Source organism: Agrobacterium sp. CNPSo 2736, assembly GCF_004005385.1.
Classification (GTDB): domain Bacteria; phylum Pseudomonadota; class Alphaproteobacteria; order Rhizobiales; family Rhizobiaceae; genus Agrobacterium; species Agrobacterium leguminum.
The window spans coordinates 240,140-266,373 of the sequence record NZ_RZTX01000004.1; the positions used below are offsets into that span (position 1 = coordinate 240,140).

Genomic DNA, 26,234 nt, shown 5'->3' on the forward strand with positions numbered 1-26,234 from the left:
TTGGTAACCGCTTCCCGACCACAATGAGAAAAGACGATCCGCACCTGAACGTGGCCGATCCAGAAACTGGGCTCGCCGATGCTTCGGGCCAATGGAAGACAATAACCCGGCAGGAAATTCTATGTTTGTAAGAAGTGTAGCAACCGCAGCGGCCATTTTGCTGACCAGCGTCGGCGTAGCATCTGCACAGTCGCCCACGCGCATCCAGCAGTTCAATGCATGGGGTGCCTATTCGTACAAATCGGGCAACAGCACCGTCTGCTACGTTCTTTCCATTCCGACCGCCAAGGAACCGGCAAGCGTCGATCACGGCGATATCTTCTTCATCGTCTCGCAGCGTCCGGGCCAGAACATTTCCTATGAGCCGCAGGCCATGGTGGGTTATCCGCTCAAGCAGGGCTCCAAGGTCAATGTGACGATCGACAACAAGAACTTCGTCATGTTCACCAAGGACAAGGCCGCCTGGGTTGAAAACGCTGCCGAAGAACCGGCACTCGTTGCCGCCATGAAGGGCGGCAAGTCGATGACCGTCAAGGCGGTTTCCGGCCGTGGCACCGCGACCTCCTATTCCTATTCGCTCTCGGGTATTTCGGCGGCTCTCAAGCAGATCGAGAGCTGCAAGTAACCCTTAAGCTTTATCGCATTCAACGATGGCCGGTCATTGACCGGCCATTTGCGTTTTTGCCAGTTTGATGCTAAAGGCGCGGCAACATTGACAGGCGGATGCGCGAAAAGTGCTCCGCCTTTGATTTTCTCGACATGCAGACGATTTTCCGCCTATCCGAAAGGCCGGTCGTGCGATGCATGGAATGATGGGATAGCGTGATGTCCGTAATGCAAGCCCCTGCCGGCCTGGCAGTCAAAACCCCGCTGATCGCCAATAGCGATCTCATGTCCGGCAAGCCGTCGCTGATCGGCCTGACCCGTGAGGACATGGGCGAGGCGCTGGCCGAGATCGGCGTGCCGCAGAAGCAGGTGAAGATGCGCGTCAGCCAGTTGTGGAACTGGCTTTATGTGCGCGGCGTCTCGGATTTCGACAACATGACCAATGTCGCCAAGGAGCTTCGCGAGAAGCTGAAGGCGGCCTTCACCATCGCCCGTCCGGAAATCGTCGAGGAGCAGATCTCCAATGACGGCACCCGCAAATGGCTGATGCGCTTTCCGCCGCGCGGTGCCGGCCGTCCCGTCGAGATTGAAACGGTCTATATTCCGGAGGAAGGGCGCGGTACGTTGTGCATATCGAGCCAGGTCGGCTGTTCGTTGACCTGTTCCTTCTGTCACACCGGCACGCAGCGCCTAGTGCGCAACCTGACGGCCGAGGAAATTCTTGCCCAGCTGCTGCTGGCGCGGGACCGGCTCGGCGATTTTCCGGATGGTTCGACACCGGTTGGCGCTTATGTGCCGAGCGAAGGCCGCAAGGTGTCCAACATCGTGATGATGGGCATGGGCGAACCGCTCTATAATTTCGAGCACGTGAAGACCGCGCTTCTGATCGCGACCGATGGTGACGGCCTCTCGCTCTCCAAGCGCCGCGTAACGCTCTCCACGTCGGGCGTTGTGCCGGAAATCTTCCGCACCGGCGATGAGATCGGCGTCATGCTGGCGATTTCGCTGCATGCGGTGCGCGATGAGCTGCGCGACATGCTGGTGCCGATCAACAAGAAATATCCGCTGAAGGAGCTGATCGAGGCCTGCCGCAAATATCCGGGCCTTTCCAATGCCCGCCGCATCACCTTCGAATATGTGATGCTGAAGGATGTCAATGACAGTCTGGAAGACGCCAAGATGCTGGTGCAGCTTCTGAAGGGCGTTCCGGCCAAGATCAACCTCATTCCGTTCAACCCATGGCCGGGTACGAACTATCAGTGCTCGGACTGGGCGCAGATCGAGAAGTTCGCCGATTTCATCAATCAGGCCGGTTATGCCTCGCCGATCCGCACGCCGCGCGGCCGCGATATTCTTGCCGCCTGCGGCCAGCTGAAGTCGGAATCGGAGCGCATGCGCAAGACCGAAAGGCTGGCTTTCGAGGCGATGATGATCGCCAACCACGGCGCGGATGACTGAATAAGCCGCAATTGCCGCCTGAAAGCTTGTTTTGCAGCTGTTCTCCGATTGATTTCGGGCTGTCTTGTTCCTAAGAAGACGAAAACAGGGAACCAACAGGAGGATATCCATGCGCGCATTCATTCTGGCTCTCGCTGCCGCGAGCGCCCTCGTTCTGCCGGCCAAGGCTGAAAACGTCACCGTCGCCGTCACCGCCATCGTCGAACATCCGGCACTTGACGCTGCCCGTGATGGCGTCAAGGCGGCTCTTGCCGAAGCCGGTTACAAGGAAGGCGAGAACCTCAAGTTCCTGTACGAGTCCGCGCAGGGCAATCCCGGCACCGCGGCGCAGATCGCGCGCCAGTTCGTGGGCGATGCGCCGAACGTCATCGTGCCGATCTCCACGCCGTCCGCGCAGGCCGTCGTTGCCGCCACGCGGGACATTCCGGTCGTCTTCACGGCGGTTTCCGATCCGGTCGGCGCACAGCTCGTCAAGGACATGCAAAAGCCCGGCCGCAACGTGACCGGCCTTTCCGACATGCTGCCGGTTGGCGAACATCTGGCGCTCATCAAGGAAATCTCGCCGAACGCCAAGTCCATCGGTTTCATCTACAATTCGGCCGAGGCCAACTCCGTTTCGACGCTGGCCCTCTTGAAGGCCGAAGCCGAGAAGGCGGGTCTCAAGGTTGTTGAATCCGTCGCCACCAAGTCCGCAGAAGTGCAGGGTGCAACCCGCGCACTGGTGGGTAAGGCCGATGTGATCTACGTTCCGACCGACAACACCATCGTTTCCGCTTTCGAAGCGGCTGCCGGCGTTGCTTCCGAAGCCAAAATCCCGCTTTACGCCGCCGATACGGATTCCGTCGCCCGCGGTGCGGTTGCTGCCCTCGGCTTCAACTATTTCGACGTGGGCAAGCAGACCGGCGCCGTCGTCGTCCGTATTCTCAAGGGTGAAAAGCCGGGCGATATTCCGGCAACCGTTGCTGTCGGCACTGATCTGGTGATCAACAAGAAGGCCGCTGAAAAAGCTGGCGTCACCTTCCCGGAAAGCATCACCAAGCGCGCCACCAAGGTCATCGACTGAACCGAAACCAGACTGAATAACGGGCGGCGGCAAATTCGCCGCCCGTTTTACGTGGCACGAGACGGTGCCCGTCTCCGCCTGATGGCGGCAATAACAAGGACATTACCGTGAGCCAAATCGCCTTCTGGGGTGCCGTGGAGCTGGGACTGGTCTTCGCTTTCGTGGCGATCGGCGTTTATCTCGCTTTCCGGGTGCTTGATTTTCCTGACCTGACCGTGGACGGTTCGTTTCCGCTCGGCGCCGCCGTGGCTGCCGTGCTGATCATCGCCGGTCTGAATGCCTGGGTCGCGACGGCGATTGCGATGGTGGCCGGTGCCGCCGCCGGCATCGTGACCGCGACGCTCAACGTTCGTTTCAAGATCCTCAACCTGCTTGCCTCGATCCTGACGATGATCGCGCTGTTTTCCGTCAATCTTCGCGTGATGGGAAAGCCGAATGTCGCGCTGCTCAATCAGGACACGATGATATCGCCGTTTTACGGCCTCGGCCTGTCGGAATATCTGGTGCGGCCGCTGTTCGTCGGCGCGCTGGTGCTGGTCGCGGTCATCCTCGTCTGGCGTTTCCTTGAAAGCGATGCGGGCCTTGCCATGCGCGCGACGGGCGCCAATGCCCGGATGGCGCGGGCGCAGGGTGTGAAGACCGGCAACCAGATTTACCTCGGCATGGCGCTTTCGAATGCGCTGGTCGCTCTCGGCGGCGCGCTGTTTGCGCAAACCAACGGCTTTGCGGATGTGACCTCCGGTGTCGGCACCATCGTCGTCGGCCTTGCCGCCGTCATCATCGGCGAAACACTTTTCGGTGCGCGCGGCATTCTGATCGCGCTGATCGGTTGCGTCTTCGGCTCCATCGCCTATCGTCTCGCCATCCAGCTCGCTTTGTCGAGCGATGTACTGGGTCTCAAGGCATCCGATCTCAATTTCGTAACGGCGGTATTGGTGGCAATCGCATTGATCCTGCCCCGACTGCGCCGCGGGGGAGCAACATCGTGATTTCCCTTTCCGACATCCAGGTCGTCTTCGGACGCGGCACGCCGCTGCAGAAGCAGGCGCTCTCCAAGATCGATCTTACCATCGACGATGGCTCCTTCGTCACCGTCATCGGCTCCAATGGCGCCGGTAAATCGACGCTGCTCGGCGTATTGGCGGGCGATGTCCTGCCGACGGCGGGCAGGGTGATGATCGGCGGCGCCGATGTTACCCGCAAGCCGACCGCCAGCCGGGCGGGGCGAGTAGCGCGCGTGTTTCAGGACCCGCTGGCGGGCAGCTGCGGCGCGCTCACCATCGAGGAAAATCTGGCGCTGGCGGCGTCGCGCGGCGAGCGTCGCGGCCTTTTGCCGGCGCTTGGACGCGGCCGTCGGGATTTCTTCAAGGAACGCATCGCTTCGCTCAATCTCGGGCTGGAAAATCGTCTGAAGGACCGCATGGACCTTCTGTCCGGCGGTCAGAGGCAGGCGGTCTCGCTCGTCATGGCGACGCTGTCCGGCTCGGATGTGCTGCTGCTCGATGAACATACTGCTGCTCTCGATCCCGGCATGGCCGAATTTGTGATGGAGCTGACCCGTAAGGTGGTGTCGGAGCGCAAGCTGACGACGCTGATGGTCACCCATTCCATGCGTCAGGCGCTGGATTATGGCACCCGCACGATCATGCTGCATGCCGGTGAGATCGTGCTCGACGTCTCCGGCGATAGCCGCAAGGATCTCGAGGTCGAGGACCTGATCGATATGTTCCGCAAGATACGCGGCCAGAAGCTCGATGACGATGAGTTGCTGATCGGTTGATTGTAAAAAAGGCGCCGCAAGGCGCCTTTTTTGTTTGCCGTCAGCGCGCCTGCGTGAAGAAAATCTTGACGGCGAAAAGCGAAAAGACGCCGGCGATCGTATAATCCAGTCCGCGCAGAATTTTCCGGTTGCGTTGCAGCCAGGCTGAAAGAACATCTGCGGCGATCACGATGCCGATGCCGATCGGCAGCGCGACGATGATCGACCAGATGCCGAGGAAGATCAGCTTGCCGGTCACGTGCGGGTCGGATGCGCTGACGAATTGCGGCAGGAAGGTCATGAAAAAGATGATGATCTTCGGGTTCAGCAGGTTGACCCATATGCCGTTCAACAGTGCCGATTTGAGGGAGGACTGCGCTTTTTCGCCGGTGCTCTTCACCATCACGAAATCCGAGCCCTTGCGGATCGCCTGAATGGCGAGCCAGACCAGATAGGCAGCCCCGCCGGTCTTCAGGATCATGAAAGCCGTCGGTGAAGCGACGATGAGGGCGGCGACGCCAAAGGCGACCAGCATCGTGTGCACGGTGATGCCGATATTGGTTCCCACAAGCGTCATGAAACCCGCTGCCCGGCCCTCGCGCAGAGAGCGGCTGATCCACAGCGTCATGTCAGGCCCCGGCGTCACCGCCAGAAGCAGAATGGCGATGGTGAAGGCTATCAATGTTGGCAGGCCTGGAACGAAATCCATCGCGGGCACCCGTAAAATCTGGAGATTGCCGTGCTTAACGCGATTTCGCGCTTCTGCCAATGTTTTTGAGCGTCAATGCATCGACGCGAAAAGCCGCCGCAACGGTTACATCGCGGCGGCCCGGAACATTCAGTTTTTCAGGAAGCTGGTGAAGGCGGCGGAATATTCCGTGTGCCAGCGCGACAGCGGCGGGCGGTTCTGGACGATGTCATAGGCCGCCCAGAGAATGCGCTTTTCGTCCGTCGGGCGGTCCACCTCGCCATCCGGGCAGAGAATGTAGAAATCACCCCGGCCGATGCTTTCGACCATGAAGTCGACGGTCTGCTCGCCGGTCCATGCGCCTTCCGGCTTTTCCGTCCTGCCATGGGCGGTGAGGCCGGTGAAAACGTAACCGGGGATCAAAAGATGGGCGGAAACCGAGCCGTTCGGAATATTGCGCAATTCGTGCTGAAGCGCTTCCGTGAAGGTTTTGACGCCGGACTTCGAGACGTTATAGGCGGGATCGCCGGGAGGCGTGGTGATGCCCTGTTTCGAGCCGGTATTGATAATGAGCGCCGGCTCGCCATGGGCGATCATGCCCTGGCCGAAAACGCGGCTGCCGTTCACGACGCCCATCAGATTGACGTTGATGATTTTTTCCCAATTGGCCTGCGGGCCGAAAATGGCGCTGCCGGGCTGGATGCCGGCATTGTTCATCAGAACGTGAACGCGTCCGAAACGCTGGATCACGGCGCGCTCCAGCGCCTCCAGCTCATCGAGTTTGGATATGTCGGTCGGGATGGCGACGATCTGCGCTTCGCCGTCCTTGGCGACGGCCAGAATATCCGCATGGGCTGCGGCAAGCCTGTCGCCGTCGAGATCGACGAGCACGACACTCATGCCGAAACCGGCGAATTTGCGGGCGGCGGCAAGTCCGATGCCGGATGCCGCACCGGTGATGACAGCGACATTATCTTCCTTGAATGCGGGGTGGATGGTCGTCATAGGTTTCTCCTTCGCGTCGTTTCGGCTGTTTCCAGCGGTTTGCAACGTTGCCTGAACCTGAGTGGCTTCATTCACGGTCTTCAAGTCGATCGCGCCGCTTATGATAAAGCGCGAATTTTCATAATGCATGTGACAATTGCTTCGTTCCCATCGATGCGCCCGATCATCGCCCGCTGTCGTACCCGCCCATCAATTGTTTTGTCGCTTATCTCACGGAAAAGCGCTTCACACATTTCGGGTTGCACTGTAAAAGTGCCGAAATCCCAAGGAAATGGCGGTGTCCCAATGCCGTCATCATGCAGATGGACATCACTATGGCACTTCCGAAAGACGTTAAGAAAGTCGTTCTCGCCTATTCCGGCGGCCTCGACACCTCGATCATCCTGAAATGGCTTCAGACGGAACTCGGCGCGGAGGTCGTGACCTTCACGGCCGATCTCGGCCAGGGCGAAGAGCTTGAGCCGGCGCGCAAGAAGGCCGAGATGCTGGGCATCAAGGAAATCTTCATCGAGGACGTCCGCGAAGAGTTCGTGCGTGATTTCGTATTCCCGATGTTCCGCGCCAACGCCGTTTATGAAGGTGTCTATCTGCTCGGCACCTCCATTGCCCGTCCGCTGATTTCCAAGCACCTGATCGAAATCGCCAAGAAGACCGGCGCCGACGCCATTGCCCATGGCGCCACCGGCAAGGGCAACGACCAGGTCCGTTTCGAGCTTTCGGCCTATGCGCTGAACCCGGATATCAAGATCATCGCTCCCTGGCGCGACTGGACGTTCAAGAGCCGTACCGACCTCCTGAACTTTGCCGAACAGCACCAGATTCCGGTTGCCAAGGACAAGAAGGGCGAGGCGCCTTTCTCGGTCGACGCCAACCTGCTGCACTCCTCCTCCGAGGGCAAGGTTCTGGAAGACCCGGCACAGGAAGCGCCGGAATATGTGCATATGCGCACCATTTCCCCGGAAGCCGCGCCCGACAAGGCAACCGTCATCAAGGTCGGTTTCCGCAAGGGCGATGCCTGCTCCATCAACGGCGTTGAAATGTCGCCGGCGACGCTTCTTGCGACGCTGAATAACTATGGCCGCGAAAACGGCATCGGCCGTCTCGATCTGGTTGAGAACCGCTTCGTCGGCATGAAGTCGCGCGGCGTTTACGAGACGCCCGGCGGCACGATCCTGCTTGCCGCGCACCGCGCCATCGAATCCATCACGCTTGACCGGGGTGCAGCCCACCTCAAGGACGAGTTGATGCCGCGTTATGCCGAGCTCATCTATTACGGCTTCTGGTTCTCGCCAGAGCGCGAAATGCTCCAGGCCCTGATCGACAAGAGCCAGGAACATGTGGAAGGCGAAGTGACGCTGAAGCTCTACAAGGGCAATGTCATGGTGACCGGCCGCGAGAGCGCCAAGTCGCTTTATTCCGACGCGCTGGTGACTTTCGAGGACGACCACGGCGCTTATGACCAGAAGGATGCGGCAGGCTTCATCAAGCTCAACGCGCTGCGTCTGCGCACGCTCGCAAAGCGCAATATCAGCAAGTAATTCTGCTGGAATGGAAATAATGAAACCCGCTGGCGGCGACGCCGGCGGGTTTTTTCATGTCTCTCGTCTGGAGACGATGCGGAAGCCGATGTAGCTGGCGATTGCGGTGAATTCCATCACGGGGATGATGATGCCAAAGCCGGTCAAAGGCGAACCGATAAGCGAGGCTGCGGCGCCGCCCGCAAAACCCGACCCCATCTGAATGAAGCCCATCATCGCCGATGCCGAGCCGGCAATATGCGGGAAAGGTGCGAGGGCCGCCGTCACCATGGATGGCGTCAATAAGGCGATGCCGACCGTCGCCACCGCCACGGGTCCCATGATCGAAAGAAAGGATGGCGGTATCAGGAACACCGACAGCAGGATAAGGAGACCGCCTGTTCCCGAAAAACAGAGGCCGAGGACGACCGAACGGCGGTCGCCCAGCCGCGGTGCGATATAACGCAGGGCGATTGAGCCGAAGAAATAAGCGCCGGTCTGCATCAGCATGCCGATGCCGAAGGCGGTGGGTGTCATGCCGACCTTGTTGATGAGGATGAAGGTCAGCATGGTCGCCTGCGCATAAAGCGCGCCGATGGAACCGCCGAGCACCAGTGCGGCGAGAAGAAAACGCGGCTCGGTGAGCAATGTCCCATAGGCCGACAGGAGGCGACGCGGGCGGATCAGATTCTTGTCCGGGATCGTCGTCTCGCGCAGGAAGACCACGACGGAGAAGATGGCGATGGCCCCGAGGCCGGCCATGAGGAAAAATACCGATTGCCACCCAAAAGCCGCAAGCGAAAGCCCGCCGATGGTCGGGCCCATGGCGGGGCCAACGGCCAGCATGATGCCAATGAGGTTCATGATGCTGGAGGCTTCGGCGCCCGTGAATTGATCGCGCACGATGGCGCGCGCCACCGTCATGCCGACGGAGGCGCCAATGCCCTGAACAAGCCGGGCGAAGAGCAGCACTTCAATTGTTGGAGCGAAGATCGCCAGCAGCCCGCCGCCCAGAAAGATGGACAGGAAGACGAGGCTCGCCTTTCGCCGCCCGAAGGCGTCGGATGCCGGGCCGGCGAGCAGTTGCGCCATGGCGAAACCGGCGAAATAAAGCGAGAGGCTGAGTTTGACGGCGGATTCCGTGGTGGAGAAAACCCGCGTCAGTTCCGGCATGGCCGGTGTGTAGATGGCCATGGAAATCGGCGCCAGCGCCGTCAGCAACGCACCGAGTATGGCCGTGCGCTTTCTGGACATGATCGTTTCTGGCGACATTGCGATCAGCAGCTCTGGCCCGGCTGTTCCGGCTGGAGATTGTTGCGAAGGGTCTGCAGGAAGCTGCGGAAAAGCGCGACTTCTTCTTCGTTCAGACCCTGCGTGGCGTGACGGACGAGTTCATCGATTTCCTGGCGCACGGCTTCCAGCATGTCGGTGGAGTTTTTTGTCAGCACGATGCGCTTGGAGCGCCTGTCCTGCGGGTCCTGCTGGCGTTCGATGAGATCGAGAGATTGCAGCTTGTCGAGATAGGCGCAGATCGTCATCGGCTCGATGCCGAGCCGGGCGGCGATATCCGACTGTTTGCTGCCATCAACGACGGCAACCGTCAGCAATGCGCGGGCTTCGCCGGGCGTCAGGCCCAGTCCGGCTTCAGAAATTCGGCGCTCAAACGCACTGTTCAGCAGGCGTGCGCCGCTGTTCAGTAAAAATGCCAACGAGTCTTTTTCGCGTTTAGTGCCCATGCTTCGCCTTTTCGTAAGTCAGCCTTACTAAAATCCCGGCGATAATCAATGGCGCATAAATCATATTGTTGAAAATCGAGTAAAGTATGTGTCAGTTCGATTGCGTTACGGTCGGCAACATAATCGACGATTGTTACGCCAAAGCAAAGAAGATCGGACATCCGGCGTTTTATTTCATCCGCCATGCCGGTCCATATCGCCGGTCAAGTCCCTTACATGGGCCACCTGCCATAGGTATCCGGCGTCTGTGCCGGGCAGTCGGGGCAAAAGCAAAAATCAGGTCGTGGCCAATCTTCCTTGCACCAAAGTCCGGCATTGAATTGCCGCTGGAGGCGTGCCCATATGGGCTTAAACCGGAATTGTACAAGGAAGATGAAATGCCATCCAAGACCGCGCTTTATCCCGCACTCGTTGACTGGAACGGCCACAATGGTCTGCCGAAATTCGATGCGGTCAGGGATGAGGATTTCGCTCCGGCCTTCGATGCCGCCCTTCTGTCCCACGAACAGGAAATCGATGCGATTGCCGGCAATGCTGAGACCCCGAGCTTCGAAAACACCGTGACCGCGCTCGAAATCGCCGGAGACGATCTTTCGCGCATTTCGGCGCTGTTCTGGAACAGGGCGGGCGCCAACACCAATGGTGTGATCCAGGCGCTGGAGCGGGAGATCGCACCGAAACTGTCGCGGCACTATTCGAAGATCGGCATGAACGAGGCGCTGTTCAAGCGCATCGATAGATTGTGGGAAAACCGCGAGGCGCTTGGGCTGACGGGCGAGGAGAGCCGTGTTCTTGAGCGGCACTGGAAGGGTTTCGTGCGCTCCGGCGCCAAGCTGCCGAAGGACCGGCAGGAGCGTCTTGCGGCGATCAATGAGGAGCTTGCCGGTCTCGGTGCGAGATTCGGGCAGAATGTGCTGGCGGATGAAAAGAACTGGAAGCTTCTGCTTTCCACGGAAGAGGAACTTGCCGGCATTCCCGGCTTCCTGCGCGACGCGATGGCGGGTGCGGCCCGTGAGCATGGCGAGGACGGCAAATTTGCCGTCACCCTTTCCCGCTCCATCATCGAGCCTTTCCTGACCTTTTCCGAACGCCGCGATCTGCGCGAGCAGGCCTTCAGGGCCTGGGTGGCGCGCGGTGAGAATGGCGGCGAGACAGACAATCGCGATATCGTCCACCGCACGCTTGAACTGCGCAAGGAAAAGTCAAAGCTTCTCGGTTACGCGAATTTCGCCGCCTACAAGCTTGATGACACGATGGCGAAGACGCCCGATGCCGTGAACGGCCTTTTAGGGCAGGTCTGGGAAAAGGCCGTGCGCCGTGCGGGCGAGGAAGAGGCCGAACTGGCCGCCATCATCGCCGAGGAGGGCAGGAATCACGAAGTGCTGCCCTGGGACTGGCGGCATTATGCCGAAAAGCTGCGGGCACGGAAATTCAGCTTCTCCGAGGCGGAGTTGAAACCTTATCTGCAGCTCGAAAAGATCATCGAGGCCTGCTTCGATGTGGCCGGGCGGTTGTTCGGGATTCGAGCGGTCGAAGTCAAAGGCATTGCCGCCTATCACCCGGATGTGCGGGTTTTCGAAATCCTCGATGAAAAGGGCGATCTGAAGGCCATGTTCCTCGGCGATTATTTCGCCCGTCCCTCCAAGCGTTCCGGCGCGTGGATGAGCTCTTTCCAGTCGCAGCACAAGCTGCCCTTGAAGAACGGCACGGTCGGAGAAATCCCGATCATCTACAATGTCTGTAATTTCGCCAAACCGGCTGAAGGCAAACCGGCGCTGCTTTCGCTCGACGATGCACGTACGCTGTTTCACGAATTCGGCCACGCGCTGCATGGCATGTTGTCGAATGTCACTTACCCTTCCGTTTCCGGAACGGGCGTCTCGCGCGATTTCGTCGAATTGCCGTCGCAGCTTTACGAACATTGGCTGACGGTGCCGGAAATTCTGGAAAAATATGCCCTGCATTATGACACAGGCGCGCCGATGCCGAAGGCGCTGCTGGACAAGGTTCTGGCCGCCCAGACCTTCAATGCCGGTTTCAGCACCGTGGAATTCACCTCTTCGGCGATTGTCGACATGGCGTTCCACACGCGGGAAAACGTGAGCGATCCGATGGTCGTGCAGGGTGAGGTGCTCTCCACCCTGAACATGCCGAAGTCTATCGTCATGCGGCATGCGACCCCGCATTTCCAGCACGTTTTTTCGGGCGACGGATATTCAGCCGGCTATTATTCCTACATGTGGTCGGAAGTTCTGGATGCCGATGCATTTTCGGCCTTTGAGGAAACCGGCAACCCCTTCGATGGCGAGATGGCGCGCAAGTTGAAAGACAATATCTATTCCGTCGGCGGTTCCATCGATCCGGAAGAGGCATATCTTGCTTTTCGCGGCAAGATGCCAAGCCCGGACGCCATGCTTTTGAAGCGTGGTCTGGTATAAGGGTCCGGTATAAAAGACTGTCACATTTCTGAGCTAGAACCTGAGCGCAGGGGGCTTATGACAAGGCCCCCCCTTTCGCATTTGCAAAAAAAAGGTTATGAGCGCGCCAAACTAAATTGGCGTTTCTCATCAATATAGCGCCCAACCTCAGAGATTTTGAACAATGGCACTTCGCAACATCGCGATCATCGCGCACGTTGACCATGGAAAAACGACGCTCGTGGACGAGCTTCTGAAGCAGTCCGGCTCGTTCCGCGACAACCAGCGTGTCGCCGAGCGCGTGATGGATAGCAACGACCTCGAAAAGGAACGTGGCATCACCATTCTCGCCAAGGCGACCTCGGTGGAGTGGAAGGGTGTCCGCATCAACATCGTCGACACCCCCGGCCACGCCGACTTCGGCGGCGAAGTCGAGCGTATCCTGTCGATGGTGGACGGTGCGATCGTTCTGGTCGACTCCTCGGAAGGCCCGATGCCGCAGACCAAGTTCGTGGTCAGCAAGGCGCTGAAGGTTGGTCTTCGCCCGATCGTCGCGATCAACAAGATCGACCGCCCGGATGGCCGCCACGAAGAAGTTATCAATGAAGTCTTCGACCTTTTCGCAAACCTCGATGCCACCGATGAGCAGCTCGACTTCCCGATCCTCTACGGTTCCGGCCGTGACGGCTGGATGAACGTCAACCCGGAAGGTCCGAAGGATCAGGGTCTTGCGCCGCTGCTCGATCTGGTTCTCGAACATGTTCCGGAGCCCAAGGTTGAAGAAGGTCCGTTCCGACTGATCGGCACCATCCTTGAAGCCAACAACTTCCTCGGCCGCATCATCACCGGCCGCATCGCTTCCGGCTCCATCAAGCCTAACCAGGCCGTGAAGGTTCTCGGCCAGGATGGCAAGGTTATTGAAAACGGCCGCATCTCCAAGATCCTCGCATTCCGCGGCATTGAGCGCACGTCTATCGAAGAAGCCCATGCCGGCGACATCGTCGCCATTGCAGGCCTCTCCAAGGGTACTGTTGCCGACACCTTCTGTGACCCCTCCGTCACCGAGGCGATGACCGCCCAGCCGATCGACCCGCCGACCGTTACCATGTCGTTCATCGTCAACGACAGCCCGCTGGCTGGCACCGAAGGCGACAAGGTCACGAGCCGCGTTATCCGTGACCGCCTGTTCAAGGAAGCCGAAGGTAACGTTGCGCTGAAGATCGAAGAAGCCGAAGGCAAGGATTCGTTCTTCGTTTCCGGCCGTGGCGAATTGCAGCTGGCCGTTCTGATCGAAACCATGCGTCGCGAAGGCTTCGAGCTTGCCGTTTCGCGTCCGCGCGTCGTGATGCACAAGGATGAGAACGGCACCCTGCTGGAGCCGATCGAAGAAGTCGTGATCGACGTTGATGAAGAACATTCCGGCGTCGTCGTCCAGAAGATGTCCGAGCGCAAGGCTGAAATGGCCGAGCTTCGTCCTTCCGGCGGCAACCGCGTTCGTCTGAAGTTCTATGCGCCGACCCGTGGCCTGATCGGCTACCAGTCGGAGCTTTTGACCGATACGCGCGGCACGGCGATCATGAACCGTCTGTTCCACGACTATCAGCCCTTCAAGGGCCAGATTGCCGGCCGCGTGAACGGCGTTCTCCTGTCGAACGGTTCGGGCGAAGCTGTCGCTTATGCCATGTTCAACCTGGAAGATCGCGGCCCGATGATCATCGAGCCGGGTGAGAAGGTTTATGCCGGCATGATCATCGGTATTCACTCTCGCGATAACGATCTCGAAGTGAACGTGCTCAAGGGCAAGCAGCTGACCAACATCCGCGCTGCCGGCAAGGATGAGGCCGTGAAGCTGACGCCGCCGATCCGCATGACGCTCGATCGCGCTCTTTCCTGGATTCAGGACGATGAGCTGATGGAAGTCACGCCGAAGTCCATCCGTCTGCGCAAGATGTTCCTGGACGCCAACGATCGCAAGCGTTTTGAAAAGGCCAAGCTCGCTGTCTGATTACGGCTTGTCGTTACGAATTTGAAAGAACCCGGCCTCGAGCCGGGTTTTTTTATGCGTTCGTTTTTATGTGTGCATGAGTCGAAAGGCGCTTGTGCCAAAGGTTAAGGATGCGTTAATTTTTACCGGTCGTCCACATGAATAGGCTGTGGGTAAGCTTGCCGGCGTTAACCTTTATGACTGGTAAGTTTCCGTGGCCGGGGCCAGAATCGCGTTATGAAAACGTTATCCATCGATGTTCGCCGTGCTGAACCGCATGATGCGCGCGCCATCTCCGAGGCGCACCGTCTGTCTTGGCAACAGGCCTATGCCGGGCTTATCCCGCATCGGCCGTTGACGCAGATGCTCGAGCGTCGTGGAGAAATCTGGTGGAAGAAGGCGACCAAAGGCTCCGCGACCATGCTGGTGGTGGAGGTGGCCGGTGTGGTCGCCGGATATGCGACGCTGGGCCTCAGCCGGGCCCGCGGGCTGCCGCAGGACGGCGAGATATACGAACTTTATCTCCGGCCGGAATATCAGGGCATCGGGCTTGGCTCGCTGCTGTTTACGGAAGCGCGCAGACTGCTGACCTCGCTTGGCTGCAACGGCATCGTTGTCTGGTGCCTTGAAGACAGCGATGTGGCCAATCGCTTTTTCCGCTCGCACGGTGGCCGCGATATTGCCGAAGGCATGGAAGATTTCGACGGCAAGTCGCTTCGCAAGATCGGTTTCGTCTGGAACTGACAAACAATGCCGGGTGATTTGGCCTTGGGTTCATTCTCGCGGCCGGCCATGCGCAAATGCGATAGCCTCAAATCCCGCATTCTGCCTTATCCGCCCAAAGCCATGTTGCAATGCGGCGACTTTCCCAGTATCGAAAACCAAATCCAACCCGTCGAATGAGGGAAGCGAATGCGTATCGATGCAATTTCCGTAGGCAAGAATCCGCCGGATGACGTGAATGTCATCGTTGAAGTGCCGGTCGGTGGACACCCGATCAAGTACGAGATGGACAAGGATGCCGGTGCGCTGATCGTCGATCGCTTCCTCTACACGCCGATGACCTATCCGGGTAACTATGGTTTCGTACCGCACACCCTGTCCGACGATGGCGACCCGATCGACGTTCTCATCTGCAACACCCGTCCGCTGGTTCCGGGCTGCGTCATCAATGTCCGCCCCATTGGCGTAATGATCATGGAAGATGACGGCGGCAAGGACGAGAAGATCCTCGCCGTGCCGGTTCCGAAGCTGACGCGCCGTTACGACAAGGTCCACAACTACACCGACCTGCCGGAAATCACACTGAAGCAGATCGAGCACTTCTTCGAGCACTACAAGGACCTGGAGCCCGGCAAGTGGGTGAAGATGGGCGGCTGGCAGGATGTCGACGTCGCCAAGAAGCTGATCGTCGAAGCCATCGAGCGCTACAAGGCGCAGGGCTGATCTAAAGCATGTCTCCCAAAAGTGTGCAGCGGTTTTGGGACAAAGACATGTTTAAAAACAAAGATCTAAAGCGCGTCGCATGAATCAGATTAAACGCGATGCGCTTTAGTTTTCGAGCTTTTTGAATAGCTCTTCGAAATCCTCCGGGTCGGTGTCGATCCGGAGGATTTTTTTACGCGCCGTTTCACCTGAAATGAAGCTGATGGAGGATTTCGGCAGGCCGAGTTTTTTCGCCAGCAAAACAATCAGGACCTTGTTGGCCTTGCCGCCTTCCGGCACGGCGCTGACGCGGGCCTTCAGATGCGCGTTTGCCTCCGCATCCTTTTCCACGCCGTCGATGGCGTCCCGCCCGCCATTGGGTGTGAGGCGGACGGTCAGGCGGACATGGTCACTGTGCTTCTGCCAGCAGCCGCTCAAGCGACCATCGGGTAAAGCGTGTTCCACATGAAGGAGCGGATGAAGAAGATGATCAAGAGCACGATGATCGGCGAAATGTCGATGCCGCCGAGATTGGGCAGAATGCGGCGGATGGGGCGCAGAACCGGTTCCGTGACATTGAACAGAAAGCTGCCGATGGCGTTCACGAACTGGTTGCGGGAATTGATGACGTTGAAGGCGTAAAGCCAGGAAAAAATAGCGCTGGCGATCAGCACCCACGTATAGAGGTTCAAGGCCAGATCGATGGTCTGAAACAGGGCAAGCATCAATATCTCCGTATCTTGGTTGCAAGACATTTAGACATTGAACCGTGAACCGGCAAGTGTCGCGCCGGATCGTAATGATCTTTGGTCTGATCGACCGACGGTCATCACAATCTGGTTCATGGCTTTGCAGCGGGATTTTAGACGAAACCGCTCACACTTTTCGTCATCCCGCTGGTGAGGGCTGGCGATTCCTGTGATATCGCTCTATTGCAAAGCTCTCATATTGTCTCGCGAGCACCCAGCCGATGTCCCTCCCTTCCGCCGAAAACCGTTTCGGTGCATTCCGGCATAGTTCCTATCGCCGCTTTTTCAGCGCCCGGTTTTTTTCCGCCTTCGCCATCCAGATCGTCAGCGTCTCGGTCGGCTGGCAGATGTATGAGGTGACCGGCAACGCCTTTTATCTCGGTCTGATCGGTCTTTTCCAGTTTCTGCCGTCGCTGCTTCTGATCCTCGTCACCGGAACGGTCGCCGACCGGCACAATCGTCGGCGCATCATGGCCATATGCCTGCTGATTGCCGCGCTGTGCGCTGTCGCTCTTCTGGGTCTTACGCTGACGCACAGCTTTTCCCCCTGGCCGGTCTTCGCCATTCTTGTCGTCTTCGGCATAGAGCGCGCCTTCATGGGACCGGCGGTCCAGTCGCTGGCGCCCAATCTCGTGCCGGTGGAGGATTTGCCCAACGCCATCGCCTGGAATTCCTCTTCCTGGCAGATGGCGTCCATTCTCGGTCCCGTCGCCGGCGGCCTGCTTTATGGCCTCGGTGCTTCGGTCGCCTATAGTGTGGCATTCGTGCTCTTCATTGTATCGGCCACGCTTGCGGTGACGATCCGCAAGCCGGAACAACGCGGCCCGGCAAAAGCCATCAGCCTTGAAACCATGCTTGCCGGGTTCAAATTCATCGCGCAGGAAAAAATCGTTCTCGGTGCGATCTCGCTCGATCTTTTCGCGGTGCTGCTGGGCGGCGCGGTTGCGCTGATGCCTATTTTTGCCAAGGAAGTGCTGACGCTCGGGCCATGGGGTCTCGGGCTTCTGCGGGCAGCGCCCGGTATTGGGGCCATCACCGTTGCGGTCATTCTGGCCTTCAAGCCCATTCGTCACCACGCCGGCCTGCTGATGTTTACCGGCGTCGGCCTCTTCGGCATCTCCACGGTGGTTTTCGGGCTTTCGCAAACCGCGTGGCTGTCCATCGCTGCGCTGGTGGTCATGGGCGCATCCGACATGGTGTCGGTTTATGTGCGGGAAACACTGATCGCACTGTGGACGCCGGATGAGGTGCGCGGGCGTGTGAATGCCGTGAACATGGTGTTCGTCGGCGCATCGAACGAGCTGGGTGAGTTCCGCGCCGGCACCATGGCGCATGTCGTCGGGGCCGTACCGGCCGTTATCATCGGCGGGGCGGGCACGCTTGCTGTGGCGGTCATCTGGGCGCTCGGTTTCTCCAAGCTGCGCAAGATCGATAATCTGGACGCGCCGCACTGATGGCGATGGGTCTTAGATCGTTTTGGCTTTTCTTCGAATCGCAAAAACGATCTAACTTTTATTTTTACGCATTTTCCGGACGTAAAACCGCTGCGCACTTTTACTGGAAATGCTCTAGCGCTGCGCCTTGCCCTCAAAAACCAGATCGAGGAAATTGCCGAGCCATGCCCTGAGCGGCGTGTCGAACAGCATGCGGCCTTCCAGATGCTGGCTGCCCACCTGCGCATTGGGCATGCCGAAGCGCTGCGCGCCGCGCACCACCCAGCTATGCATCATGGCGCGGGTCAGTTCGGCGTGAAACTGCAGGCCCCAGGCGTTTTTTCCGTAGCGGTAGGCCTGATTGGGATAGGTTTCGCCCGAGGCCAGAAGTTCGGCTCCGCGCGGCAGCTCGAACCCTTCCTTGTGAAAATGATAGACCATCTTCGGCCAATGCGGCATCAGAAGCCGCCCATGTTCGGTGGCATGAAGCGGATACCAGCCGATCTCCACCTTGCCCTCCCTGTCGGCCTCCACCTTGCCGCCGAGATGTTTGGACAGCATCTGCGCGCCGAGACAGATGCCGAGAAAGGGCTTGTTTTCCTTCAACGGCACCTTCAACCAATCGATTTCGGCTTTGACGTAGTCATGAGAATCGTTGGCGCTCATCGGGCCGCCGAAGATGATGGCGCCCGCGTGTTTCTCCAGCGTTTGCGGCAGGTCATCGCCGAGCGCAGGGCGCCTTATATCCAGACGATAGCCTTTTTCCACCAGCATCTGGCCGACGCGGCCGGGCGTGGAACGTTCCTGATGCAGGACGATGAGCAGCGATGGTTGTTTTCTCTGTTGCCTGGAAGGGTCAAACAGCATCGTCTTCGTTTTCGCTTTCTTCAGCGGGCCCGGACCTCGTGGCGGCCTGCTGACGTTGCAGAACCCTGTCGCGCACGGATACACCAAGCAGGTCGGCGACTCGCCAGATCACATGGTCTTCCATTTCGCTTCGTTCGCCGTCAGCGTAGACAATATCCCATAATATGCCAATAAGCTCCACGCGCTGATCTTCATCCAGATGGCGGCGTATATCGGTGGTGAAGCGGTAATAATCGACGGCTTCCTTGCCGGCCTCCTGGCCGGCGGCGAGAAGCGCGTCCAGCTTTCCGGCATCGAGATGATAATAATCCTGCAGGATTTCGCGCAGGCGGTCACGCTCGCTTTTCGAGACGGTGCCATCCGCTTCCATGACCTGGAAACAGAGGGCGGCCACCGCCACCCTCAGATCGTCCGGGCTGAAATCATCCCCATGCGGGCCAACGAGGTTCTGAATAAACGACTGTATTTGCTGGAACATCGATATCCTGTTCGTCAGAAGAGTTTGAGCCGGGTCTTGGGTTCGGCTTCCGCGCCGGGTTTCTTGACGCCCGGATCATCTGGCGCGCCGCCGAAAAACGGCACGGCTTCCGCTTTTTCATCCGTGGCATCGGTTTCCACTGGCGCTTCGATTGTGACCGGCTTTTTCTCCTGCGGGACCGATACGGCCGGCTTGACCTCGATCGGTGCGGCCGGGGCTGGTTTCGGTTCGACGCGTGTCTCCGGCGCGGCTTCGACAATGATCGTCTTCGCGGCCGGTTCGGCCCGTGCGGGTGCTGCGGCAATCGCGTTTTCGATTGTCAGGTCTTCGACGGGCGCTTCGAGCTGGCCGAAAGGCGCTTTCCATTCGAAAGCATCGAGACGGCCAGTGACCGGCGAGACGGGCAGCCATTTTTCCGAAACGACGCCGTCTGCCACCCAGGCGGGGTCGCGCGGCGCGCGCAGCGCCTGCGCCATCCAATAGCGCACACGGCCCTGATCGCCGGTTTCGGCCTCCTCGATATCTGCCATCAAGAGGAAGATGCTCTCGCGCGGTTCGATCCGGGCGGCGGCCTCGGCCTTAGCCCGCGCCTTGGCGAATTCCTTGGCGTCGAGCGCCGCCTGTGCCACCGCGAACAGGGATTCGATGTTGTTGGGCTTCAGGCTTTCCAGCCGCTCGGCCCGTTTCAGCCGGTCGATGGCGGTATCGCCGCTGCGTGCCCGGACATAAAGTTCGGCGATCTGCGGGTGCGGATCGTTCTTCCAGACGGGTTCCAGAACCGTGGCCGCCTTGCGCAGATTGTCTTCCCGGAGATAGGATTTCGCCGCGATCAGCGCTGCCGGAACCAGGCTCTTGGCAAGCTTGAGAGCGTGCTTGGCGTCCTCGCGCGCGCCAACCGGATCGCTTTCCAGCTTTTCGCCGGCCTTGGCGGTAAGAAGCACGGCTTTCAGACGTTCCGCCTCACCGCGTTCGATAACGCCGGCCGCCTTCTGCTGGTCGAGCAGGCGGATAGCATCGTCCCACTGTCCGTTGCGGCAGCGGTTTTCCAGCGTCGCCTGCGCGGCCCAGGGCAGATAGGGGGCCTTTTCCGCAGCATCCTCGGCATATTGCTGGGCGGCTTCATAGGCGCCCTGACGGCGGGCCTCGATATAAAGGCCGCGAAGGCCAAGTTCGCGAGTCTCGGGATCGCGGGCCATGGCTTCGAATTTGCGCCGCGCCTCGTCATACTTGCCTTCGATGAGATCCGCCTGCGCATCGAGCAGGTGGATCAGCGGCTCCTGATCGGCGCTGAGTAACCCCTGAGTGCGGGCCGTCATCTTGCGGGCGAGGATGGCATTGCCGGCCCCGGCGGCGATGAGCCCGGTGGAAAGCGCCTGATAACCCCGGTCGCGTTTGCGGGCGCGGAAATAACGACGGGCGGCATTGGGCGAGGTCCAGATAGCATTGACGATCCACCAGACCAGCATGACGGCGGCGACCAGCGCCGCGATGATGGAGGCGGCGACCATCAGGCTCATTTCGATCAGCTGGCCCTGCCAGACGATGGAAAGCACACCCGGCCTGTCGGCCAGCCAGGAGAAACCGAAGCCGAGAGCCAGAACGATAACGGCGAAAGTCAGAATTCTGGTCATGCCCTTACCCCTGCCTGCCGGTGCTGGTGATGGCGCGGTTCAACGTGCCGCCGACCAGATTTTCGACCTCGATGCGCGCATCCAGCGATTTCTTGTAATCGGCGGATGCCCCCTTGGCGGCATCGGGAAGACCGTTCCACTCAAGTGCTGCGCCCTGCAGGTCGCCGTTGCGCAGCTTGTTTTCCATGCGCGCGATCATGGCGTCCGGGGTCTCGCCCTCGATATTTCCGACCGGGCGCACCTTTACCAACGAAAAGGCGCTTTCGGTCAGGCGTTCCATGATGCCCTGATTGGGGTCAGGCTGGTTGATGGCGGAAAGCATCGCATTGGCGACGTCAGGAAATTTCTGCATCAGTTCCGAACGTGACGGCACCCCGGTTGCGGCGAAGGATTGCAGCGATGCTATGGCCGGATCGTCGGGCGTTACCTTGGAGAGCGTGTCGAGTTCCGTCAGGAACGGCCCACCACGATCGATCGCGGCCTTCAGGGCGGCGGAAGCGATGGCGCGGGCGACTTCGATATCGTCGCGAGGCTCGTTGATCTTGGCTTCCGCATCCGCAAGACGGCGTGTCAGTTCCGCCGTCGCCGATGCCTGCGCGGATCGCTCCGACTGGAGGGTGGATTCCAGCGCGGCGATTTTTTCCGACAGCCCATCCACCTGCGGAGCCTCACCCTTTGCGCCTTCGAGGGTTGCGACGCGCTGTTCCAGCGCTGAGGTGTCGGCGGCCGGCGCATTGGCAAGCTGCTGACGCAAGCTGCCGAGATCGGTTTTCAGTGCGGCGATTTCCTCGCTTCCCGTCGTGCCTGCATTGAAGGAGGGCAGGATGCCGGCATATTGCATGCTGCCTGCGGCGGCGAGCGCCACAAGGCCGCCGACGATACCTGCCGCGATCAGGCCGGAGGTCGCGGCCTGTTTGCGTTCCGCCTGCTGCGGTGTGGAGGGCTTTGCCGGCCCTGAGGCGGAGGTCGCCGTCGTTGGTTTTGCGGCGGTGGCGCCGCTGGATGCGCTGGAGGACGCTGTGGAGCCGAAGGCCGGCTTCGCAGCCGTTGCTGCAGCCGCAGCGGCGCTCGTGCCAATGGTGCCCGTCGACGGTTTTGTATCGGCTTTGGGCGGAACAGGGGCCGGCGAGACGGGCTCTTTCTGCCTGTCTGCGGGCTGGTTGTCTGCGGCGCTCTCAGCCTTCGGTGCCGTGGCTACGGATTCCGCTTTGCCGACATTGGGTTCGGGCTCGATAGGGGTTTTCTTGGGCTGGTCCCAGATGGGGGCGGGGTTGCCCGTTGCGGCTGCTTCGGGCTTTGTGTCCGAAACTCCGGGCTCTGCGGTGGCCTCAGGTGTTTTGTCGCCGGGCTTTTCGTCCGTCTTGGCAGCGTCCACGTCGACGGAAATTGCTTTCACGTCTTTCGCGTCCAGGTCGATGGTGACCGGTTCGGCTTTGGACTTGGAGTGGCGTGGCGGCTTTCCCGATACCATGACAACCTCATTTCTGCCTGCAGTAATCTAAACCTAGTCAGTGACGGCGGCAAAGGAAAGAGGCGAGCTCGAATTAGGTTCCAGGGTTATGGCGTAGAAGTTCAAACATCGCGGCCTCGCTCGGTTCTTCGGCGGCCTTGGCGTTTGCGCGGAAGATTTCCGGAACGAGAGAAAACACGTTGCGGCTGATGCAGATGAATTGTGTCGTTGCCAGCGCCGCCACGTATTTTTCCGTCGATACGTGATGGAAAAAGGCCCGCGCCGCTTCCGATGAATAGAGCAGGACCACATCGGCAGCGCTTTCGGCAAGCGCCGTCTCAAGCATCGTCTCCGAAATGTCGGAGGGTAGCATCTCGTAACAATCGACCGTTCTGAAGGGAATGCCGGCGGCGGCAAGGCCTTCCTCGAAGACAGCGCCACGGGGCCTGCCGGCGAGATAGAGCAGGGGTTCTTCTTTGGCAAACAGAGTCTGGTGCTCAGTCACCAGCGCGGTCAGACTCACGGCGTCGCCGGAGGCGGTGAAAATCTGTTCGAAGCCGGTTTTTTCCGCTGCTTCCGCCGTTGCTCCGCCGACGGCAAAAAGCGGTTTTGACAGATAGGGTGCCAGCCCGTCCCGTGATGTTTCCAGCGCCCGCAGCGCCTCGGCGCTGGTCACCGCGATGGCCGCCAGCGGGGCGGATAGCGCGGAGACGGCGCGTTCCCCATGATGGGCAGGGTAAAACAGCGGAATAAGGACCGGTTCGTGGCCAAGCGCTTCAAGCTTTGCGGCCGTCCTTTCGCCCGAACGCTGCGGTCGGGTGACGACGATCCGCATCGTCTCAGCTCCAGCCTTCGAAGAAATTGCTGCCCGCCTTGGCGCGCACGTCTTCGCCGGCCTGCCGGCCGAGCTTTGCCGCATCGCGGCGGTTGCCGGAGATTTCGATGCCGTGGCTCGTCTGGCCATCGGGAGTGAGGATCAGTCCGGAAAAATGCAATTCCTCACTATGGCAGGTGGCGTAGCCGGCAATCGGCGTGCGACAGGAGCCATCGAGTGCTGCCAGAAAGGCGCGCTCGCAGGTCACGGCATCATGAGTGGGCTTGTCGTTTATGGGAGCGAGCAGCTCGTCCATGCGCGTATCGCCGATGCGGCTTTCCACGCCGATAGCCCCCTGGGCCGGAGCAGGAGGGAATTCCTTCGGGTCGAGAATTTCCGTCGGCACATTGTCCTTACCAAGTCTCTTCAGGCCGGCAAAGGCGAGAAGCGTCGCATCCGCCTGACCTTCTTCCAGCTTGCGCAGGCGGGTATCGACCTGACCGCGAAAAATGATGACGCTCAGATCCGGCCGCAGGCGGCGGATCAGCGCCTGGCGGCGCAGGGATGCGGAGCCGACAACGGCGCCCTGCGGCAGCTCCAGCAGCTTGGGTGCGGTGCGGCCGATGAAGGCATCGCGTATGTCTTCGCGCGGCAGGAAAGCGGACAGATAGAGGCCTTCGGGCAGAAGGGTCGGCATGTCCTTGGAGGAATGCACGGCCATATCGAGTTCGCCGGACAGAAGCTGGCTTTCCAGCTCCTCGGTAAACAGGCCCTTGCCGCCGATCTCCGACAAAGCGCGATCGGTTATCCGGTCGCCCTTGGTGGACAGCACGACGATTTCGAACATTTCTTCCGGCAGCCCATGCGCCGCCATCAGCCGGTTGCGCGTCTCGTAAGCCTGCGCGAGCGCCAGCGGGCTGCCGCGCGTGCCGATTCGGAAAGGTTTTGTTTGCATCCGCGTCTATCCATTGTTACCGGAGTTGTCTTAGACCAACTCAGCGCATGATCGCAATGAACGAACAGATTTGATGACCCCCTTTCTTCGTATTCTCGGCATAGAGACAAGCTGCGACGAAACCGCCGCATCCATTGTGGTTCGGCATGCGGACGGCCATGGCGAGATTGTCTCCGACGTCGTTTTGTCGCAGCTTGAGGAACACAGCGCCTATGGCGGCGTAGTGCCGGAAATTGCCGCGCGCGCCCATGTCGAGGCGCTGGATACGCTGGTGGAAGAAGCGCTGGAGCAGGCGGGTGTGACCCTTGCCGATGTCGACGCCATCGCCGCCACCTCCGGCCCCGGCCTCATCGGCGGCCTGCTGGTGGGTTTGATGACGGGCAAGGCCATCGCCAAGGCGGCCGGCAAGCCGCTTTACGCCATCAACCATCTGGAAGGCCACGCGCTGACGGCGCGCCTCACCGATGGTCTGTCTTTTCCCTATCTGATGCTGCTCGTCTCCGGCGGCCATACCCAGTTGGTGCTGGTGCGTGGCGTGGGCGATTATGAGCGTTGGGGCACCACCATCGATGACGCGCTGGGGGAGGCCTTCGACAAGACCGCGAAACTTCTGGGCCTGCCCTATCCCGGCGGGCCTGCGGTCGAGAAGGCGGCGGCGAAGGGTGATCCGAACCGTTTTCCGCTTCCGCGTCCCATGGTCGGCGAAGCACGGCTCGATTTTTCCTTTTCCGGCCTGAAGACGGCGGTGCGGCAGGCGGCGACCGCCATCGCGCCGCTTTCCGTGCAGGATATTGCCGATATCTGCGCCTCGTTCCAGAAAGCGGTGTCGCGCACGCTCAAGGATCGGATCGGTCGTGGCCTTGCCCGTTTCAGGCAGGAATTTCCGCATACAGAAACCGAGCCTGCTCTGGTCGTCGCCGGCGGCGTCGCCGCCAATCAGGAAATCCGCCAGACGCTGCAATCGCTTTGCGATACCCATGGCTTCCGCTTCGTCGCGCCGCCGCACCGGCTCTGCACGGATAATGCCGCGATGATCGCCTGGGCGGGGCTGGAGCGCATGGCGGACGGCCGGGACCCCGATCCGCTCGAAATCCCGCCGCGTTCGCGCTGGCCGCTGGATGGGAGGGCGGAGACATTGATCGGTTTCGGTAAAAGGGGAGCCAAGGCCTGATGCAGCGGGAGAAAATCGTCGTCATCGGCGCCGGCGCCTTCGGAACAGCGCTCGCCGTCGTCATCGCTTTGGAAAACCGGCATGACGTGACCCTGCTCGGCCGCGATCCGTCCCTGATGGCCGACCTCAGGAGCGACCGCGTGCACGAGGCGGCACTGCCGGGCGTCGATCTGCCGGATGCGCTTGAATTTTCCGCCGAGCCCGATGTTCTGGCCGGCGCCGGCATCGTCCTCTTCGCCATGCCCTCGCAGGCTCATGCCGATGCGGCGCGTCATTACGGCCCTTATCTGGCTAATGACTCAATCATTGTCACCTGCGCCAAGGGGATCGACCGCAGCTCCGGCCGGCTGCTGACGGAACTTCTGGAGGCGGAACTGCCGCATCATCCGATTGCGGTTCTGTCCGGTCCGGGCTTTGCGGCTGACATAGCGCGTGGTTTGCCCACGGCCATGGCGATTGCGGCGGAAGATGCGACGATAGCCGAGCGGCTTGCGACCACGATTTCCGGCAAGACCTTCCGGCTTTATGCCTCGACCGACCGTATCGGCGTGCAGCTTGGCGGGGCGCTGAAGAATGTTCTTGCCATTGCCGCCGGCATCGTCGAAGGCGCGGGTCTTGGCGATTCCGCCCGGGCGGCGTTGATTTCGCGCGGGCTTGCCGAAATGTCGCGTCTCATCGTTGGGATGGGTGGAAAGGCGGACACGGTGCGCGGCCTCTCGGGCCTTGGCGATCTGGTGCTAACCGCCACCAGCCACCAGTCGCGAAACCTGCGTTTCGGTATCGCGCTCGGCCGGGGTGAGGGTAAGGATATGTCCGGCGGGCTGGTGGAGGGCGCTTTCGCGGCAGCCGTCGCCGCCCGGCTCGGGGAAAGTCACGCTGTCGACATGCCGGTTACCGAAGCGGTGGCCGCTATCATTGACGGCAATCTGGATGTGGCGAGCGCCATGCAACAATTGATGACACGGCCCATCACCACCGAATGAGGGCGGGTCTTCGCTCCAAACCGCTGACGCGTTTGGAAGACATGT

26 protein-coding genes are annotated in these 26,234 nt (G+C 60.1%); 13 read left to right on the forward strand and 13 right to left on the reverse strand.

Features of this window, described 5'->3' with window-relative positions; genetic code table 11:
- The first annotated feature begins 121 nt into the window (after nt 1-121).
- The 5 genes from EM858_RS09510 to EM858_RS09530 all read left to right on the forward strand — a co-directional run bounded on the left by EM858_RS09510 (nt 122) and on the right by EM858_RS09530 (nt 4,907).
- Nucleotides 122-625, forward strand: coding sequence for an invasion associated locus B family protein (locus tag EM858_RS09510; protein ID WP_003523183.1), 504 nt, complete (start codon nt 122-124; stop codon nt 623-625).
- A gap of 266 nt (nt 626-891) precedes the next feature.
- Nucleotides 892-2,064: a 23S rRNA (adenine(2503)-C(2))-methyltransferase RlmN gene (gene rlmN / locus EM858_RS09515; RefSeq protein WP_127756621.1), complete on the forward strand. Its 1,173-nt coding sequence runs from the start codon at nt 892-894 to the stop codon at nt 2,062-2,064.
- A 109-nt stretch (nt 2,065-2,173) separates the two neighbouring features.
- Nucleotides 2,174-3,127, forward strand: coding sequence for an ABC transporter substrate-binding protein (locus tag EM858_RS09520; RefSeq protein ID WP_003523186.1), 954 nt, complete (start codon nt 2,174-2,176; stop codon nt 3,125-3,127).
- Between the two features lie 107 nt (nt 3,128-3,234).
- Nucleotides 3,235-4,116, forward strand: coding sequence for an ABC transporter permease (locus EM858_RS09525; RefSeq protein WP_080792418.1), 882 nt, complete (start codon nt 3,235-3,237; stop codon nt 4,114-4,116).
- Entirely contained in the window at nt 4,113-4,907 is a 795-nt protein-coding gene (locus EM858_RS09530; RefSeq protein ID WP_127756538.1) for an ABC transporter ATP-binding protein, read from the forward strand. Before EM858_RS09525 ends, EM858_RS09530 begins: the two co-directional genes overlap by 4 nt.
- A gap of 40 nt (nt 4,908-4,947) precedes the next feature.
- Here EM858_RS09530 and EM858_RS09535 read toward each other — a convergent pair whose 3' ends face one another.
- Nucleotides 4,948-5,595 carry a LysE family translocator gene (locus EM858_RS09535; RefSeq protein ID WP_127756539.1) on the reverse strand — a complete coding sequence of 216 codons (648 nt, stop codon included), beginning with the start codon at nt 5,593-5,595 and terminating at the stop codon, nt 4,948-4,950.
- Nucleotides 5,596-5,724: 129 nt separating this feature from the next.
- On the reverse strand, nt 5,725-6,579 hold the full coding sequence (locus EM858_RS09540; RefSeq protein WP_031234585.1) for an SDR family NAD(P)-dependent oxidoreductase: 855 nt from the start codon (nt 6,577-6,579) through the stop codon (nt 5,725-5,727).
- A 314-nt stretch (nt 6,580-6,893) separates the two neighbouring features.
- Here EM858_RS09540 and EM858_RS09545 point away from each other — a divergent pair, with 314 nt between their 5' ends.
- Nucleotides 6,894-8,117, forward strand: a complete 1,224-nt coding sequence (locus EM858_RS09545; RefSeq protein WP_003523477.1) for an argininosuccinate synthase — start codon at nt 6,894-6,896, stop codon at nt 8,115-8,117.
- Nucleotides 8,118-8,171: 54 nt separating this feature from the next.
- Here the strand turns inward: EM858_RS09545 and EM858_RS09550 are convergent, their stop codons facing one another.
- Genes EM858_RS09550 through EM858_RS09560 form a run of 3 tightly spaced genes read right to left on the reverse strand, consistent with a single transcriptional unit; the run spans nt 8,172 to nt 10,017 of the window.
- A complete protein-coding gene (locus EM858_RS09550; protein WP_183232596.1) occupies nt 8,172-9,368 on the reverse strand; it encodes a multidrug effflux MFS transporter in 1,197 nt (398 codons plus the stop codon).
- 5 nt (nt 9,369-9,373) lie between these two features.
- Nucleotides 9,374-9,832, reverse strand: a complete 459-nt coding sequence (locus tag EM858_RS09555; RefSeq protein WP_020813564.1) for a MarR family winged helix-turn-helix transcriptional regulator — start codon at nt 9,830-9,832, stop codon at nt 9,374-9,376.
- Nucleotides 9,790-10,017, reverse strand: a complete 228-nt coding sequence (locus EM858_RS09560; RefSeq protein ID WP_127756541.1) for a hypothetical protein — start codon at nt 10,015-10,017, stop codon at nt 9,790-9,792. Before EM858_RS09560 ends, EM858_RS09555 begins: the two co-directional genes overlap by 43 nt.
- A gap of 192 nt (nt 10,018-10,209) precedes the next feature.
- Between EM858_RS09560 and EM858_RS09565 the strand changes: the two genes are divergently transcribed.
- The 4 genes from EM858_RS09565 to ppa all read left to right on the forward strand — a co-directional run bounded on the left by EM858_RS09565 (nt 10,210) and on the right by ppa (nt 15,679).
- A complete protein-coding gene (locus tag EM858_RS09565) occupies nt 10,210-12,270 on the forward strand; it encodes a M3 family metallopeptidase (protein ID WP_127756542.1) in 2,061 nt (686 codons plus the stop codon).
- A 163-nt stretch (nt 12,271-12,433) separates the two neighbouring features.
- A complete protein-coding gene (gene typA, locus EM858_RS09570; RefSeq protein ID WP_003523483.1) occupies nt 12,434-14,254 on the forward strand; it encodes a translational GTPase TypA in 1,821 nt (606 codons plus the stop codon).
- A 216-nt stretch (nt 14,255-14,470) separates the two neighbouring features.
- Complete coding sequence (locus EM858_RS09575) at nt 14,471-14,977, forward strand: GNAT family N-acetyltransferase (protein ID WP_127756543.1); 507 nt, start codon at nt 14,471-14,473, stop codon at nt 14,975-14,977.
- A gap of 168 nt (nt 14,978-15,145) precedes the next feature.
- The gene (gene ppa / locus EM858_RS09580; RefSeq protein WP_003523485.1) at nt 15,146-15,679 is read left to right on the forward strand and encodes an inorganic diphosphatase; all 534 of its coding nucleotides are present in this window, start codon (nt 15,146-15,148) and stop codon (nt 15,677-15,679) included.
- A 105-nt stretch (nt 15,680-15,784) separates the two neighbouring features.
- Here ppa and EM858_RS27090 read toward each other — a convergent pair whose 3' ends face one another.
- Together EM858_RS27090 and EM858_RS27095 are read right to left on the reverse strand one after the other, a co-directional pair.
- Nucleotides 15,785-16,096, reverse strand: a complete 312-nt coding sequence (locus EM858_RS27090) for a DUF167 domain-containing protein (RefSeq protein ID WP_164865381.1) — start codon at nt 16,094-16,096, stop codon at nt 15,785-15,787.
- Nucleotides 16,093-16,383, reverse strand: coding sequence for a YggT family protein (locus tag EM858_RS27095; protein WP_003523487.1), 291 nt, complete (start codon nt 16,381-16,383; stop codon nt 16,093-16,095). Before EM858_RS27095 ends, EM858_RS27090 begins: the two co-directional genes overlap by 4 nt.
- A gap of 245 nt (nt 16,384-16,628) precedes the next feature.
- Between EM858_RS27095 and EM858_RS09590 the strand changes: the two genes are divergently transcribed.
- Nucleotides 16,629-17,861 carry an MFS transporter gene (locus tag EM858_RS09590; RefSeq protein WP_127756545.1) on the forward strand — a complete coding sequence of 411 codons (1,233 nt, stop codon included), beginning with the start codon at nt 16,629-16,631 and terminating at the stop codon, nt 17,859-17,861.
- A 114-nt stretch (nt 17,862-17,975) separates the two neighbouring features.
- Here the strand turns inward: EM858_RS09590 and EM858_RS09595 are convergent, their stop codons facing one another.
- The 6 genes from EM858_RS09595 to hemC all read right to left on the reverse strand — a co-directional run bounded on the left by EM858_RS09595 (nt 17,976) and on the right by hemC (nt 24,035).
- Complete coding sequence (locus EM858_RS09595; RefSeq protein WP_003523491.1) at nt 17,976-18,707, reverse strand: glutamine amidotransferase; 732 nt, start codon at nt 18,705-18,707, stop codon at nt 17,976-17,978.
- Nucleotides 18,697-19,185, reverse strand: a complete 489-nt coding sequence (locus tag EM858_RS09600; RefSeq protein WP_020813557.1) for a TerB family tellurite resistance protein — start codon at nt 19,183-19,185, stop codon at nt 18,697-18,699. Before EM858_RS09600 ends, EM858_RS09595 begins: the two co-directional genes overlap by 11 nt.
- A 14-nt stretch (nt 19,186-19,199) precedes the next feature.
- Nucleotides 19,200-20,816, reverse strand: a complete 1,617-nt coding sequence (locus tag EM858_RS09605; RefSeq protein WP_127756546.1) for a heme biosynthesis protein HemY — start codon at nt 20,814-20,816, stop codon at nt 19,200-19,202.
- Nucleotides 20,817-20,820: 4 nt separating this feature from the next.
- Nucleotides 20,821-22,287 (reverse strand): COG4223 family protein, encoded by a 1,467-nt coding sequence (locus tag EM858_RS09610; protein WP_127756547.1) that lies wholly within the window; start codon nt 22,285-22,287, stop codon nt 20,821-20,823.
- A 73-nt stretch (nt 22,288-22,360) separates the two neighbouring features.
- Nucleotides 22,361-23,101 (reverse strand): uroporphyrinogen-III synthase, encoded by a 741-nt coding sequence (locus tag EM858_RS09615; protein ID WP_127756548.1) that lies wholly within the window; start codon nt 23,099-23,101, stop codon nt 22,361-22,363.
- Between the two features lie 4 nt (nt 23,102-23,105).
- The gene (hemC, locus tag EM858_RS09620; protein ID WP_127756549.1) at nt 23,106-24,035 is read right to left on the reverse strand and encodes a hydroxymethylbilane synthase; all 930 of its coding nucleotides are present in this window, start codon (nt 24,033-24,035) and stop codon (nt 23,106-23,108) included.
- Nucleotides 24,036-24,108: 73 nt separating this feature from the next.
- Between hemC and tsaD the strand changes: the two genes are divergently transcribed.
- Nucleotides 24,109-25,206, forward strand: coding sequence for a tRNA (adenosine(37)-N6)-threonylcarbamoyltransferase complex transferase subunit TsaD (gene tsaD / locus EM858_RS09625; RefSeq protein ID WP_127756550.1), 1,098 nt, complete (start codon nt 24,109-24,111; stop codon nt 25,204-25,206).
- Entirely contained in the window at nt 25,206-26,189 is a 984-nt protein-coding gene (locus EM858_RS09630; RefSeq protein WP_127756551.1) for an NAD(P)H-dependent glycerol-3-phosphate dehydrogenase, read from the forward strand. The genes tsaD and EM858_RS09630 overlap by 1 nt, the downstream gene beginning before the upstream one ends.
- The last annotated feature ends 45 nt before the right edge of the window (nt 26,190-26,234 follow it).

Coding starts and splice junctions, on each gene's coding strand:
- EM858_RS09510 (WP_003523183.1), top strand. CDS start 122: ATGTTTGTAAGAAGTGTAGCAACCGCAGCGGCCATTTTGCTGACCAGC.
- rlmN (WP_127756621.1), top strand. CDS start 892: ATGTCCGGCAAGCCGTCGCTGATCGGCCTGACCCGTGAGGACATGGGC.
- EM858_RS09520 (WP_003523186.1), top strand. CDS start 2,174: ATGCGCGCATTCATTCTGGCTCTCGCTGCCGCGAGCGCCCTCGTTCTG.
- EM858_RS09535 (WP_127756539.1), bottom strand. CDS start 5,595: ATGGATTTCGTTCCAGGCCTGCCAACATTGATAGCCTTCACCATCGCC.
- EM858_RS09540 (WP_031234585.1), bottom strand. CDS start 6,579: ATGACGACCATCCACCCCGCATTCAAGGAAGATAATGTCGCTGTCATC.
- EM858_RS09545 (WP_003523477.1), top strand. CDS start 6,894: ATGGCACTTCCGAAAGACGTTAAGAAAGTCGTTCTCGCCTATTCCGGC.
- EM858_RS09550 (WP_183232596.1), bottom strand. CDS start 9,368: ATGTCGCCAGAAACGATCATGTCCAGAAAGCGCACGGCCATACTCGGT.
- EM858_RS09555 (WP_020813564.1), bottom strand. CDS start 9,832: ATGGGCACTAAACGCGAAAAAGACTCGTTGGCATTTTTACTGAACAGC.
- EM858_RS09560 (WP_127756541.1), bottom strand. CDS start 10,017: ATGGCGGATGAAATAAAACGCCGGATGTCCGATCTTCTTTGCTTTGGC.
- EM858_RS09565 (WP_127756542.1), top strand. CDS start 10,210: ATGCCATCCAAGACCGCGCTTTATCCCGCACTCGTTGACTGGAACGGC.
- typA (WP_003523483.1), top strand. CDS start 12,434: ATGGCACTTCGCAACATCGCGATCATCGCGCACGTTGACCATGGAAAA.
- EM858_RS09575 (WP_127756543.1), top strand. CDS start 14,471: ATGAAAACGTTATCCATCGATGTTCGCCGTGCTGAACCGCATGATGCG.
- ppa (WP_003523485.1), top strand. CDS start 15,146: ATGCGTATCGATGCAATTTCCGTAGGCAAGAATCCGCCGGATGACGTG.
- EM858_RS27095 (WP_003523487.1), bottom strand. CDS start 16,383: ATGCTTGCCCTGTTTCAGACCATCGATCTGGCCTTGAACCTCTATACG.
- EM858_RS09590 (WP_127756545.1), top strand. CDS start 16,629: ATGTCCCTCCCTTCCGCCGAAAACCGTTTCGGTGCATTCCGGCATAGT.
- EM858_RS09595 (WP_003523491.1), bottom strand. CDS start 18,707: ATGCTGTTTGACCCTTCCAGGCAACAGAGAAAACAACCATCGCTGCTC.
- EM858_RS09600 (WP_020813557.1), bottom strand. CDS start 19,185: ATGTTCCAGCAAATACAGTCGTTTATTCAGAACCTCGTTGGCCCGCAT.
- EM858_RS09605 (WP_127756546.1), bottom strand. CDS start 20,816: ATGACCAGAATTCTGACTTTCGCCGTTATCGTTCTGGCTCTCGGCTTC.
- EM858_RS09610 (WP_127756547.1), bottom strand. CDS start 22,287: ATGGTATCGGGAAAGCCGCCACGCCACTCCAAGTCCAAAGCCGAACCG.
- EM858_RS09615 (WP_127756548.1), bottom strand. CDS start 23,101: ATGCGGATCGTCGTCACCCGACCGCAGCGTTCGGGCGAAAGGACGGCC.
- hemC (WP_127756549.1), bottom strand. CDS start 24,035: ATGCAAACAAAACCTTTCCGAATCGGCACGCGCGGCAGCCCGCTGGCG.
- tsaD (WP_127756550.1), top strand. CDS start 24,109: ATGACCCCCTTTCTTCGTATTCTCGGCATAGAGACAAGCTGCGACGAA.
- EM858_RS09630 (WP_127756551.1), top strand. CDS start 25,206: ATGCAGCGGGAGAAAATCGTCGTCATCGGCGCCGGCGCCTTCGGAACA.